We start from the raw sequence: 12,987 nt of genomic DNA, 5'->3' as shown, positions 1-12,987 counted from the left end.
TTCAGGCGGTCTGAAGAAATCGACATTGCAGTTCGATCGATCTATCATATCACCGCAAACTACCCGAAGAAGGCTGCATTTCCGATGAGGGAAGACCAATTGGACCGCATCGACAGGAACATCCTGTCGGCGCTGGCAAGCGCCGGCAGGCTTTCCATGTCGGAGCTCGCCGCCAAGGTCGGCCTGTCCAAGACGCCGGTGCAGGCGCGGGTGAAGCGGCTGGAGAAGGACGGCTATATCAGGGGCTACCAGGCGATTATCGACCGCGAGCGCATGGGCGAAGGCCATGTCGCCTTCGTCCAGGTGAAACTGTCCGACACCCGTTCGGCCGCACTCGATGCCTTCAACCGTGCCGTACAGGCCGTGCCCGAGATCGAGCAGTGCCACATGATGGCGTCGAGCTTCGACTACCTCTTGAAGGTGCGGACCCGGGACATCGCCGCCTACCGCCGCGTGCTCGGCGAACGCATCTCCGCCTTGCCCCATGTCGCCCAGACCTCGACCTTCGTGGCGATGGAGACTGTGAAGGATCGATAATTCACTCCGCCAAGGTCTTCAAAAACGCCACCAGCGCCGCGCGCTCGCGGTCCGACAGCTCAAGCGGATGAATTTCGGATGTACCCTCAACGCTGGGGGCTGCCTTCGCGTAGTGCGCCACCACTTCGTCGAGCGACGCAAACTGACCGGCGTGCATGTAGGGCGGCCGCGTGGCCGCGCCGCGCAGCGAAGGCGTCTTGTAGGCGCGCACCAATTCCGGCGCATCCTTGACCATGAACCGCAATTCGCCGCAGGCGCCGACATCGCCATCGCGATAGGCGCCGAAGCAGTTGAACGGGTCGGCCTGAACTTGGCGTACCGCGTCGACGCGGCCGCGATCCGGCGGCAGCCCGTTGACCGGCGGCACGCCGGTGTTGTGGAACCCATTGTCGGTGAAGCGCGGCCCATTGTGGCAGGTCACGCAATTGGCCTTGCCGATGAACAGTTTCAGGCCGAGGATTTCCTCCCGGGAGAAGGCGGCGTCGCCTTTCGGCTCGGCGCCGGTCGCCAGGTCCAGCGCGAACCGGTCGAAGCGGGCCTGCGGCGGCTCGATCGAGCGTTCGAAGGCAGCGATTGCCTTGCCGATGTTGGCGAACACCCGGTTTATCGCGTCACGCTGCTGGTCGCTCATGGCGCTCCATGCAGCCTTCTCGGCATCGCTGCCGAGCGGACTGGCATTGGCTGGTATGTCGGACAGATCGGGCAGCGGGCCGAAGATGCGCTCATAGCGGTCGCCGAAGCGCGCCTTGATGTAATGCGCATAGGCGGCACGGTTTCCCGCCTGCTCCAGCGGGTTCTCCAGCGGCGTGAGCGCCTGCGCCCACAGGCTGTCGCGCCGTCCGTCCCAGAAAAACCAGGGATCGCGCGCGATGCCGGCGAGCGGCATGGTACGCCGGTTCGTGCGGCCGACGCCAACCGCCTGCGGCAAGCCGTCCTGAAACTGCCGGTCGATCTTGTGGCAGGTCGAGCAGGACACCGTGCCGTCGCGGCTCATGCTGGCGTCGAAGAACAGCGTCGAGCCAAGGGCAGCGGCGGCCGGGACATCGGCGAACCGGTTGGTGGTGTCGGGTTTCAGCGCCGGCAGCCTCGACAGCGCCAGCGAGGCGATGGTCTTCTTCTCGGCATCGGAAAAATCCGGCTTGCCGCAGCCGGCAAGAACGGCCATCGCCATCAAGACGAAAAAGCGCGCAAGACGCCTCATCTGCGGCTCACAGCACGACGTTGAAGACGACCGTATCCGACCCAGCCGTCGCGGAGATGGCAAAATGCAACTGCCACCAGCCGCTCATGGTGAATTTCACTCCCTCGATGCGATAGCGCCCGTCGCCGAGATAGTCCGTCGCTTGCGGGCTGGTCGGCAGGCCGTGGCGGTGCTGCGGCATGCCTCCCGATACCGCGATCGCGGCCCCTTCCACCGGCGTCCCGGCTATCGTCTTCAACGTCAACAGCCAGGCTTCCAGTTCGCCTTGACGGACGACGCCGCGTTCCGGCGCGAAGCTCGCCATGAACAATCCGTTCTCGGTCTTTTTGGTTCGGGAGATATCCGGGCCGGCAACCTGCGCGGTTCGCGGTGCGGTCAGATAGACCACTGCCAGGATGCCAGCCAGCAAGGCTGCCAGACCAAGACCCGCCAAAAGATAACGCCATATCGAAGCCAAGCCGGTTCCTCTTCAGGGGATAACGTTTTGCCGCACCGATCGCATCCCGCCAAACCTGTTGGAATCGCAGGTGACGGAAAAAACCGCCCTTGCCAAGCATGGCGCTCTACTCTCCAAAAAGCTACAGCAGCATCGTAACAGGGGAATGGATCATGATCGGCAAAGGTGTCGCCTCGATCGGCGAATGCATGATCGAGCTTTCGGGCCAAACGGGTTCGAACTGGCGCATGGGATTTGCCGGCGATACGTTCAACACGCTGTGGGCCCTGCATGCGCTGAGTGGAAGGCCAGCGACCTACGTCTCGGCTTTCGGAGACGATCCTTTCTCGCAAGACCAGATCGGCTTCTTCGCGGACAACGGCATCGGCATTGGCGAAAGCCCTGTTATCCCGGGGGCGCGGCCCGGCCTCTATGCCATCACGCTGACCGGCGCGGAACGCTCCTTCACCTATTGGCGGGGCGATGCGGCTGCCAGGCAGCTTGCCTCCAATCCGGCTGCGTTGGCAAAAAGCCTTGAAAAGCAGGCGCTTGTCTACTTTTCCGGAATCACTTTGGGAATTCTGGACTCCGCTGCGCGCGCCACGTTGCTATCGGCCGTGGCCGAGGCGCGATCCGCGGGGTCGCTGATCGCCTTCGATCCCAACTACCGGCCACGGCTGTGGCGCGATCGCGAGGAGGCGCAAGCCGCGATCCTGGAGGCGCTCGCCGTCACCGACATCGCATTGCCGACTTTCCCGGACGAGCAGATGCTGTTCGGCGATGAGGCGCCACAGGCAACGGCTGGGCGGCTCGGGCAACTGGTCGGCGAAGTCGTGGTCAAGAACGGTGAACAGCCGGCGCTGATCGTCGAGAACGGGACGCTGCGGGACGTTCAGGCGATCCATGTGGCCACGCCCGTCGACACCACGGGCGCGGGCGATTCCTTCAACGGCGGCTATCTCGCCGCGCGTCTCGCCGGACACACCCCTGCGGAGGCTACAAAGCGCGCGCACCGTGTCGCGGCCAGCGTGGTGCAGGTTCGCGGCGCATTGGCGCCATTCGAGACGTTGCGTGCGGCATTCGAAACGGATTGAGGGTCAGGGCAGCCGGAACCGATATTCCGTCACGTGATGGTAGATCGCACCCGGCCACAGTGTCGCCTGCGGGAAATAGGGCCGGTTCGGTGCGTCCGGCCATATTTGCGGCTCCAGGCAAAAACCACAGAAAGCTTTGTGGTTTCGCCCTTCCAGGCCCGTGCGCGGCGTCACATACTGGCCGGTATAGAGCTGGACGCCGGGCTCCGTGGTCCACAGTTCCATCTCGACGCCGGAGCTCGCTCCTTGCACCCACGCCGCCTGCTTGAGCGGCCCACGCGCCGAGGCGAGGCAGAAATTCTGGTCGTAGGCAAGCTGCTCGCCTTCGGTCTCCATGCGCAGCGGCCGCGCCTGGCGGAAATCGAAGGGCGTGCCGTCGACAGGCTTCACCGTGCCCGTCGGAATCATTTCGCCATCCACCGGCAGATAGGCGCCGGCATTGAGCATCATCCGGTGATCGAGGATGTCGCCCGTCCCGCCATCATCGAGGTTGAAGTAGGAATGCTGCGTGAGATTGCACAGCGTCGGCTCCTCGCACGTCGCTGATATCTCGACGCTGAGCGTACCGGGGATCTTCAGCCGGTAGGTGCAGGTGACGTCGAGTGCCCCGGGAAAGCCCATCGTGCCGTCGGGATCGTGCAGCGTCAGCGTGACGAAGTCCCGCCCGTGCAGCGAAACCGTCCACGGCCGATGGAAAAAGCCTTGCGAGCCTCCATGCAGCGTGTGCTTGTCGAGAAAATTGCGCTCGGTCTGGTAGCGCTTGCCGGCGATGGTGAAACGGCCGTCGCGGATGCGGTTGGCATAGCGGCCGACGACCGCGCCGAAGAAAGCCGTATCGGTTTCATAGGATGATAGATTATCATAGCCGAGCACGAGAGGCGCATCGTGGCCGGCTAGGCGCAGGTCCTGGATGATCGCGCCGAGCCCGAGGATATTGGCGCTAAGTCCGCCGCCTCTGATGGTGAAGCGGCGAATCGGGTCGCCCGCCTGGGTGGTGCCGAAAACCTCGCCGTCCTTCATTGCCATGCCCGCAAACGTCAGTTGATCCAGACGGCCCGTTTCGTAGCCGGGGCAGGCAGATCATAGGCCTGCCTGTCCCGGCGACAGTCTATCAGAGGCCGAGGCCGCCGATGCAGACATATTTGGTGTCGAGGTAATCCTCGATACCCTGATGTCCGCCTTCCTTGCCGAGCCCGGACTCCTTGACGCCGCCGAACGGTGCTTCCGGCGTGGTGATCAGGCCTTCATTGACGCCGACCATGCCATATTTCAGCCCTTCCATGACGCGGAAGGCGCGGCCGAGATCGCCGGTGTAGAAATAGCAGGCGAGGCCGAATTCGGTGTCATTGGCAAGCGCAATCGCCTCTTCCTCGGTCTCGAACCTGAAGACGGGCGCCACCGGCCCGAAAATCTCTTCCTTCATGAAGCGCATCTTGGGCGTCGCATCGGCGATGACGGTCGGCTGGAAGAACGAGCCGCCGAGCGCATGGCGCTTGCCGCCGGCGACGATCTTGCCGCCCTTCGAAGTCGCGTCGGCGATCAGTTCCTCGACCTTCTCCACCGCTTTCTCGTCGATCAGCGGCCCCTGCTGCACGCCCTCCTCCAGGCCGGAGCCGACCTTCAGCTTGTCGCTGGCGGCAGCCAGCTTCTCGACGAACCGGTCATAGACGCCGGCCTGGACAAGGAAGCGGTTCGTACAGACGCAGGTCTGGCCCGAATTGCGATACTTGGCCGTGATCGCACCGGCGACGGCGCGGTCGATGTCGGCGTCGTCGAAGACGATGAACGGCGCATTGCCCCCGAGCTCCATCGACACCTTCTTCACGGTGACGGACGACTTCTGGATCAGGATCTTGCCGACCTCGGTCGAGCCGGTAAAAGTGATCTTCTTGACCAGCGGATTGGCGCAGATCTCATCGCCAATTTCGCCGGCCGCACCGGTCAGGATGTTGACTACGCCCTTGGGGAAGCCGACTTCCTCGGCCAGCGCGCCCCAGGCGAGACCGGAGTAAGGCGTCTGCGAGGCGGGCTTGACCACGGCGGTGCAACCCGCGGCGAGCGCCGGTCCGAGCTTGCGGGCCAGCATCGAGGACGGGAAATTCCACGGCGTGATGGCGGCGATGACCCCGACCGGTTCCTTGGTGACCAGGATGCGGCGGTCCGCCCATGGCGACGGCACGACATCGCCATAGGTGCGGCGGCCCTCCTCGGCGAACCACAGGATGTAGGAGGCGGCCGAGCCGATCTCGCCCTTCGATTCGAACAGCGACTTGCCCTGTTCAATGGTCAGGAGCTCCGCCAGAACATCCTGATTGTCCATCATGGCATCGTGCAGCTTGCGCAGCAGCTTCGAGCGCTCGAGCGCGGTGGTCTTGCGCCAGGTCTTGAAAGCTTCGTCGGCGGCTTCGATGGCGCGGCGGGTCTCGACCTTGCCTGCCTTGGGCACGGTGCCGATCTTGAGGCCGGTTGCCGGATTGGTGACGTCGACCGTCTGGCCGCTGTCGGCCTGCACCCATTCGCCGTTGATGAGATTGGCCTGGCGCATGAAATGGCTGGTTTTCTGAAGCATGGTCTAGCCTCCGTTCGGCGCTCACGGGCCGCTATCTGGATGTCTTCGATTAGCGCACCGTGCGCTGGGGCCATTGCTCTTAACCTAGGGAAAGCCCCGCAAGCAATCGCAAGATGGCATATAGGGGTTATGCCAGTGCAAGGCGAGAGCCGAGGTTTGATTTCACCGCTGAGACATCGCGTCAAACCGGATTCACGCGAGCGGCTCAGACCCCGGTCTTATTCATGTCAGCCGAAGACGTGCACGCTCACCGCCAGCCAGAAAGCAGTGGTGACGACCGCGCTCGCGGTCGCGATGGTCATCTGGTTCGAAGCCAGCGCCTGGCCTGTGTTGAACTGCACGGCAATGAGATAGGAATTGATGCCGGATGGGAGCGCCGCCACCACGACCGCTACCTTGGCGGTCAAGGGCGGCAGGCCGAGCAACCAGACGAAGATCAGAACCAGCGCCGGCATCAGGAACAGCTTCAGTGTTGATAGCGCCAGCGCCGGGCGGACATTGCCTGATATGCCGAAGCGGCGCAGGCTGAGCCCCATGGCGAACAGCGCCACCGGCCCGGCGGTGCCGGCCAGCGCGTCCACCAGCCGCATGACCAGTTCGGGCAGCGGGATGCCGCTGAAGCGCCATGCGAGACCCAAAAGAATGCCGATGATCAGCGGATTGATGAACAGCCGCCTCAGGAAATTGCGGACGACGCGCACGGGGTGCACATGCTCGCCGCCGCCGCGGCCGAACATCTCGAACAGCACGATCGAAGCCATCATCATGACAGGCAGATGCACGGAAACCAGGAGCGACAGCACCTCGAATCCATCCCGCCCGAATATGCCGAGAATGAACGGCGCGCCGAGCAGGACAACATTGGAATAGGCCGACGACACCCCGCCGACGACACCCGCGCGTGCATCGCGTCCGAATATCCGCGTGGTAACGACATGGCCGGCGGCCCAGGTGGTTGCCACCGCCGCGAAATAGGCCCCCCATAGCGACCACGGTGCCACCCCGTGGAAATCGGCATTCACCATCGTCTGGAACAACAGCAGCGGCATCGCAACGCTGACCGCGAAATCGGATATCCCCTCGCCGCTCGCCGGCTTCATATAACCGGTGAACCCGGCGAGGTAGCCGAGCGCCACGAGGCTGAAGACGAAAAGGACGGTTTCGGTAAGCGGAGACATTTTTCCAGGGATAGGCGAGCCAAGGTCGCGGTGCAATCGCGCCCGAATTTCTTCGACCCCGAATTTGTTCTGCCAAGGGGGGCATCGCCGAAGGCGGCTGGACGTTTCCCATCCCGCTCACGACCGGAAGACCGATCTGGTGAAGCAGCGGATGACGAAGGAGAAGTGAGACCGCGGAGACCGCAGGCCTTTCGCTTGTCTTTGTACCTGCTTTCCGATCCCTATATGCGGGTGGCCGGTGCCCGGCTTCTGGAAGGATTACGATGATCCGATTTGCCTTGGCGTTGTTCCTGTTTGGCGTTCCGGCTGCAGCGCATGCGACGGATGCCGGCTGGGCGCTGCTGCGCGATGGCGGCCATGTCGTGCTTTTGCGCCATGCCATGGTCACCGGCACCACCGATCCCGCCAATTTTGATATCGACAGCTGCGCCACCCAGGTCAATCTGTCCGCACGCGGCAAGCAGCAGTCGAGCAAGATCGGCGCCTTGCTTGCCGCCCGCGCCGCGCCGATCGAGCGCGTGCTGTCCAGCCGCTATTGCCGCTGCCTCGACACCGCGCGCATCGCCTTCGAGACCGAGCCGGAGCCTTTCGCGCCGCTCGACCTGCTGAAGGGCGACGCGGTGCAGAAGGCGGCGCAACTCGCCGCGATCATGAAGGAAATCCGTGCCTATTCCGGCTCTGACAACCTGGTCATGGTCACTCATCTGGAAAATATCGCTGCGTTGACGGGCGTCTCGCCGCGCGAGGGCGAAGCCGTTGTCGTCGAGCCGCAGGGCGATGGCCTGCGCGTGCTCGGCCGCGTTACGTTCTAATCGAGGCCGAGCGGCGCATAAGCGAGCAGTCACGCGTCGATGAGGACTTGCGACAGAGGTAATGTTGCCAAAATACCACCAAAAAAAGATGCCGCGCTAGGGCCGCGACAATGAGGCCAACGTCATCCGCCGCCGCCAGCCATGGACGGGCCGCCGGGTTGACCGGCGGTCCGTCTTGCGTTTCTTGGGCACGCTACCCATCTGCACCCGGCGTATCAGGCCTTTTCCTGCCGGGAAAAACCGATTAGACAGCGCCCAAACAAGATGCGGACAGATTCCGCCCGCAACCGAAGGAAAAGCCCTTGTCCACCACGTTCGACAAAGTCGCCAAGATCATTGCCGACACCAGCGAGATCGACATCGACACCATCACGCCCGAGAGCCACACGATCGACGATCTCGGCATCGACAGCCTCGATTTCCTCGACATCGTCTTCGCCATCGACAAGGAATTCGGCATCAAGGTGCCGCTGGAAAAGTGGACCCAGGAAGTCAATGACGGCAAGGCTTCGACGGACGATTACTTTGTCATGAAGAACCTGTGCGCCAAGATCGACGCACTGGTCGCCGCCAAGACCGCCTGATCCGTACCCGATCATCCATGAGCCCCCGCGACGTCGTCATCACCGGCATTGGCCTTGTCTCCTCGTTGGGAGAAGGCCCCGATGAACACTGGCGCAAGCTCACTCAGCCGGATCAGAAGCCGGTGCTCGAAGCCGAGCGTTTCGCGCCCTACACCGTCCATCCGCTGCCGGAGATCGACTGGAACCTGCAGATCGCCAAGCGCGGCGACCAGCGCCAGATGGAAACCTGGCAGAGGCTCGGCACCTATGCCGCGGGTCTTGCGCTGGACGATGCCGGCATCAAGGGCAATGACGAGCTCTGCACGACCATGGACATGGTCGTGGCCGCCGGCGGCGGCGAGCGCGACGAAGCGGTCGATGCCGCCATCCTGGCCGCCTCGGAAAGCCGCAACGACCGTGACGTGCTGCTCAACGAGAAGCTCACCACCGAACTGCGCCCCACCCTGTTCCTGGCACAGCTTTCCAATCTGCTCGCCGGCAACATCTCCATCGTCCACAAGGTGACGGGATCGTCCAGGACCTTCATGGGCGAGGAAGGCGCCGGCGTAGCCGCCGTCGAGACGGCTGCCGCGCGCATTCGTTCCGGCCAGTCGACGCATATACTGGTGGGCGGCGCCTTCCAGACCGAACATTCCGATATGTTGCTCGGCTATGAGCTTGCCGGCTACCTGCATCGCGGCGCCTGGAAGCCCGTCTGGCAGCGGCAAGGCGCCGAAGGTGGCGGCGTGGTGTCGGGATCCGGCGGCGCTTTCCTGGTGCTGGAGCAGCGCGAACACGCGGCAAGCCGGGGGCGCAAGATCTATGCCGAGCTCGGCCCGGTCGTCTCCGGCCGTGCCAGGCGGCGGCAGGGCGAGCTCGATTCCGAGATCGCCGCGCTGCTCAAGAAGACCGCCGTGCCGAATGGCGGCTTGCTGACCATGTCTGGCGCCTCAGGCGCTCACGCGGCTACCTCCGCCGAGAAGTCGGCATTCGACGCCAATCCCGCGATCGCGGCGCGTGGCTTCGCGACGCTGACCGGCCACATGAAGGAAGCGCAGTTTCCCTTCGCCGTGGCGCTGGCGGCGCTCGCCGTCGACCGTAAGGCCGCCTACCCCGTTTTCGATGCCGCTGCCGAGAAACCGTTCGAAGGCATTCCAAGAAGCGTCCTTGCAACGGCGATCGGCTACCACCAATTCGAGGGCATGGCGCTGGTCAACGCCGCATAGAGCGGCCAGCCACATACAACGACAAAGGTTAGGGCTTCCGGATGGCCAATCTCAGAGATCACATGGGCAGGCCGATCGTTGCCGTCACAGGCATCGGCGTGGTTACTTCCCTTGGAGCCGGCAAATCAGACAACTGGACGGCGCTGACCTCGGGCAGATCGGGCATCCACCCGATCACCCGCTTCCCTGTCGACCACCTCAACACCCGCATTTCCGGCATGGTCGATTTCCTTGCGTCGAGCTCGAAGGGCGCCAGCCCCCTCACATACGAACTGGCGGAGACGGCCGCGCAGGAAGCCGTTGCCGAAGCCGGCCTCAATTCCAGCGACTTCGGCGGACCGCTGTTTCTGGCCTCGCCGCCGGTCGAACTCGACTGGCATGAGCGGTTCGCGCTCTATAATTCCGACAAGCACGACGCCGGTGCCGAAAGGCTGCTTCGGGTGGCGCGCGGCCTGAAGGAGCTCGATACTTTCGAGACCACGCAGTTCGGGTCGATCGCCGACCGGCTCGCCGACCGTTTCGGCACGCGCGGCCTGCCGATCACGCTGTCGACCGCTTGCGCCTCCGGCGCCACGGCCATCCAGCTTGGGGTCGAGGCAATCCGCAGAGGCGAATGCGACCGGGCGCTGTCGATCGGCGCGGACGGCTCGGCGACCGCCGAGGCGCTGATCCGTTTTTCGCTGCTGTCGGCGCTTTCGACCCACAACGACATCCCGGAAAAGGCTTCCAAGCCCTTCTCCAAGGACCGCGACGGCTTTGTGCTGGCCGAAGGTTCCGGCGCTCTGGTGCTGGAATCGCTGGAAGCAGCGCTCGCCCGTGGAGCGAGCGTTCTGGGCATTCTGCGCGGCTGCGGCGAAAAGGCGGACGATTTCCACCGCACCCGCTCCAAGCCGGATGGTTCGCCGGCGATCGCGGCGGTGCGCGCCGCCCTCGCCGATGCCGGCCTGGGCGAGGACGAGATCGACTATGTCAACGCGCACGGCACCTCGACGCCGGAAAATGACAAGATGGAGCACCTGTCGCTGTCGACGGTGTTCGGCGAGCGGATCGGCTCGATGCCGATCTCGTCCAACAAGTCGATGATCGGCCATACGCTGTCCGCCGCCGGCGCGGTGGAAGCGGCATTTTCCCTGATGACCATGCGCGAAGGCGTCATTCCGCCGACCATCAACTACGACAATCCCGATCCGGCGATCGTGCTCGATGTCGTGCCCAACAAGAAGCGCAATGCGCAGGTTGGCACCGTGCTTTCGAACTCCTTCGGCTTTGGCGGCCAGAACACTTGCCTTGTCATGGCGCGGGAACCGGTCTAAGCGAGCCACTTCCGCTAGAACAGAACCGACAGGCTCCATGCGCGCACTGCAACTTATCGAGGACCGCCGTCTTGAAACGGTGGACCTGCCGCCCCCGCCGCCGCCCGCGCTCGGCGAGGTGACGCTGCGCATCAAGGCAGTGGCGCTGAACCACATTGACGTCTGGGGCTGGCGCGGCATGGCTTTCGCCAAGCGCAAGCTGCCGCTGGTCGTCGGCGCGGAAGCCTCCGGCGAGGTCGAGACCGTCGGTCCCGGCGTTTCCGGCCTGCTGCCGGGACAGTTGGTCTCGATCTACGGCGCGCGCACCTGCGGCCTTTGCCGTGCCTGCCGCGAAGGCCGCGACAATCTTTGCGAACACGTCTCGGGCGTTCATGGCTTCCACCTCGACGGCTTCGCGCAGGAGAAGATCAACCTGCCGGCGCGCCTGCTGGTCCCCGTCCCTCCAGGCGTGAGCGAGATCGGCGCGGCTGTCGCCCCCGTCACTTTCGGCACCGTCGAACACATGCTGTTCGACAATGCCAGGCTCGAGCCCGGCGAGACGATCCTAGTCCATGCCGGCGGATCCGGCATCGGCTCGGCCGCCATCCAGCTGGCGAAGCGGAGGGGCTGCACGGTCATCACCACGGTCGGCTCGAACGACAAGATAGACAAGGCCAAGGCGCTCGGCGCCGATCATGTCATCAACTACCGTGACGACCGGTTCGAGGGCGTCGTGCGCAAGCTGACCAAGAAGAAGGGCGTCGACGTCGTCTTCGAACATGTCGGCGCCGACACTTTTGCCGGCTCGATGCTGTGCCTGAAGCGCGGTGGCCGGCTCGTCACCTGCGGCTCGACGTCCGGCGTGTCGGCGCAGGTCAATCTGATGCAGCTCTTCCAGCAGCAGTTGAAGCTGCTCGGCTCCTTCGGCTGCCGCATGGAGAACATGGCTAACGCCATGCAGAAGATGGCGGCGGGACAGGTCGCACCCGTCATCGATACCGAAGTCGGCTTCGACGACATCGACGCCGCGCTGAAGCGCATGGAAGGCCGCGACGTCTTTGGCAAAATCATCCTACGCGTCGTCTAGGCCCTGACTTCTGTGTTGAAGAAGCTTCGCCGCGACCTGATGTTCCGCTACGGCCGGCAATTGCGCCGGTTCGAGCACTGGCTGGTCGCGCGCATTGCGATGATCATCATCTCGGTGCTGCGCCTGCTGCCCCCCGACAGCGCGCTGAATTTCGCCGACCGCGTCGCCCGCCGCATCGGTCCATGGGTCGGACGCCATAATGTGGCCGTCGAGAATCTGCGCAAGGCCTATCCGCACAAGAGCGAAGCCGAGATCCAGGCCATCGCCTCCGACATGTGGGGCAACATGGCGCGTCTCGCCGCCGAATACATCTTTCTCGACGCCTTGTTCGACTACGATCCAGCCGCCACCAGTCCCGGCCGTGTCGAGGTCAGGGGAGTAGACCATTTCGTCGAGATCGCGGCCGAAAAGAAGCCGCACATCGTCTTCACCGGACATCTCGGCAATTTTGAATTGCTGCCGGTGGCGGCGGCTACTTTCGGCATGAATATCACCGCGCTGTTTCGCCCGCCCAACAATCCGTACCTGGCCGACTACATCCTCTCGACGCGCCGCGCGACCATGGGATCGTTGCTGCCCTCGATGGCGGGCGCTTCGTTCGCGCTCGCCTCGGTATTGGAAAACGGCGGCAATATCGGGGTCCTCGTCGACCAGAAGTTCACGGGCGGCCTGGAAACGACATTCTTCGGCCGCCCCTGCCAGAGCAATCGCGTGCTCGGCACACTTGCCCGTCATTATGATTGCGACGTCTACCCGGCGCGCTGCGTCAGGCTGCCGGGCAACCGCTTCAGGCTCGAGATAGAAGAGAAGCTGACATTGCCCCGCACCGCCGATGGCAGTGTCGACGTGCGCGCCACCACCCAGCTCCTCAACGACGTGGTCGAGCGCTGGGTGCGCGAGGATCCCGGCCAGTGGATGTGGTTCCACAAGAGATGGGACATCAGCCGCAAGCGACGCAAGGCAAAGACCCGAAGCGCCTAGCCTGAATCCGT

At 63.9% G+C, this 12,987-nt stretch carries 13 protein-coding genes; 8 read left to right on the top strand and 5 right to left on the bottom strand.

The window, feature by feature from the left end; genetic code table 11:
• Positions 1 to 84 precede the first annotated feature (84 nt).
• Complete coding sequence (locus FJ949_RS10720; protein WP_140495705.1) at positions 85 to 537, top strand: Lrp/AsnC ligand binding domain-containing protein; 453 nt, start codon at positions 85 to 87, stop codon at positions 535 to 537.
• 1 nt (position 538) lies between these two features.
• Here FJ949_RS10720 and FJ949_RS10715 read toward each other — a convergent pair whose 3' ends face one another.
• Entirely contained in the window at positions 539 to 1,738 is a 1,200-nt protein-coding gene (locus FJ949_RS10715; protein ID WP_140495704.1) for a cytochrome c peroxidase, read from the bottom strand.
• Positions 1,739 to 1,745: 7 nt separating this feature from the next.
• Positions 1,746 to 2,195, bottom strand: a complete 450-nt coding sequence (locus FJ949_RS10710) for a FixH family protein (protein ID WP_140495703.1) — start codon at positions 2,193 to 2,195, stop codon at positions 1,746 to 1,748.
• A gap of 152 nt (positions 2,196 to 2,347) precedes the next feature.
• On the opposite strand from FJ949_RS10710, the gene FJ949_RS10705 reads away from it, so the two are divergent.
• Positions 2,348 to 3,268, top strand: coding sequence for a sugar kinase (locus FJ949_RS10705; protein WP_140495702.1), 921 nt, complete (start codon positions 2,348 to 2,350; stop codon positions 3,266 to 3,268).
• Positions 3,269 to 3,271: 3 nt separating this feature from the next.
• Here FJ949_RS10705 and FJ949_RS10700 read toward each other — a convergent pair whose 3' ends face one another.
• The 3 genes from FJ949_RS10700 to FJ949_RS10690 form a co-directional block, all read right to left on the bottom strand.
• Complete coding sequence (locus FJ949_RS10700) at positions 3,272 to 4,294, bottom strand: aldose epimerase family protein (protein ID WP_140495701.1); 1,023 nt, start codon at positions 4,292 to 4,294, stop codon at positions 3,272 to 3,274.
• 85 nt (positions 4,295 to 4,379) lie between these two features.
• Positions 4,380 to 5,837 (bottom strand): NAD-dependent succinate-semialdehyde dehydrogenase, encoded by a 1,458-nt coding sequence (locus tag FJ949_RS10695; protein WP_140495700.1) that lies wholly within the window; start codon positions 5,835 to 5,837, stop codon positions 4,380 to 4,382.
• 227 nt (positions 5,838 to 6,064) lie between these two features.
• Positions 6,065 to 7,015 carry an AEC family transporter gene (locus FJ949_RS10690; protein ID WP_140495699.1) on the bottom strand — a complete coding sequence of 317 codons (951 nt, stop codon included), beginning with the start codon at positions 7,013 to 7,015 and terminating at the stop codon, positions 6,065 to 6,067.
• A gap of 263 nt (positions 7,016 to 7,278) precedes the next feature.
• Here FJ949_RS10690 and FJ949_RS10685 point away from each other — a divergent pair, with 263 nt between their 5' ends.
• The 6 genes from FJ949_RS10685 (at position 7,279) to FJ949_RS10660 (ending at position 12,976) form a co-directional block, all read left to right on the top strand.
• Entirely contained in the window at positions 7,279 to 7,827 is a 549-nt protein-coding gene (locus FJ949_RS10685; RefSeq protein WP_140495698.1) for a histidine phosphatase family protein, read from the top strand.
• A gap of 302 nt (positions 7,828 to 8,129) precedes the next feature.
• Positions 8,130 to 8,411 carry an acyl carrier protein gene (locus tag FJ949_RS10680; RefSeq protein WP_010909964.1) on the top strand — a complete coding sequence of 94 codons (282 nt, stop codon included), beginning with the start codon at positions 8,130 to 8,132 and terminating at the stop codon, positions 8,409 to 8,411.
• 17 nt (positions 8,412 to 8,428) lie between these two features.
• Entirely contained in the window at positions 8,429 to 9,616 is a 1,188-nt protein-coding gene (locus FJ949_RS10675; protein ID WP_140495697.1) for a beta-ketoacyl-ACP synthase, read from the top strand.
• A 41-nt stretch (positions 9,617 to 9,657) separates the two neighbouring features.
• Positions 9,658 to 10,929, top strand: a complete 1,272-nt coding sequence (locus tag FJ949_RS10670; protein WP_140495696.1) for a beta-ketoacyl-ACP synthase — start codon at positions 9,658 to 9,660, stop codon at positions 10,927 to 10,929.
• 37 nt (positions 10,930 to 10,966) lie between these two features.
• Positions 10,967 to 11,995, top strand: coding sequence for a zinc-binding dehydrogenase (locus FJ949_RS10665; RefSeq protein WP_140495695.1), 1,029 nt, complete (start codon positions 10,967 to 10,969; stop codon positions 11,993 to 11,995).
• 12 nt (positions 11,996 to 12,007) lie between these two features.
• Complete coding sequence (locus FJ949_RS10660; protein ID WP_224519172.1) at positions 12,008 to 12,976, top strand: lipid A biosynthesis lauroyl acyltransferase; 969 nt, start codon at positions 12,008 to 12,010, stop codon at positions 12,974 to 12,976.
• The last annotated feature ends 11 nt before the right edge of the window (positions 12,977 to 12,987 follow it).

The sequence above is a fragment of the Mesorhizobium sp. B2-4-1 genome, assembly GCF_006442185.1.
Lineage (GTDB): Bacteria > Pseudomonadota > Alphaproteobacteria > Rhizobiales > Rhizobiaceae > Mesorhizobium.
This window is presented reverse-complemented; position numbering and strand designations above follow the sequence as displayed.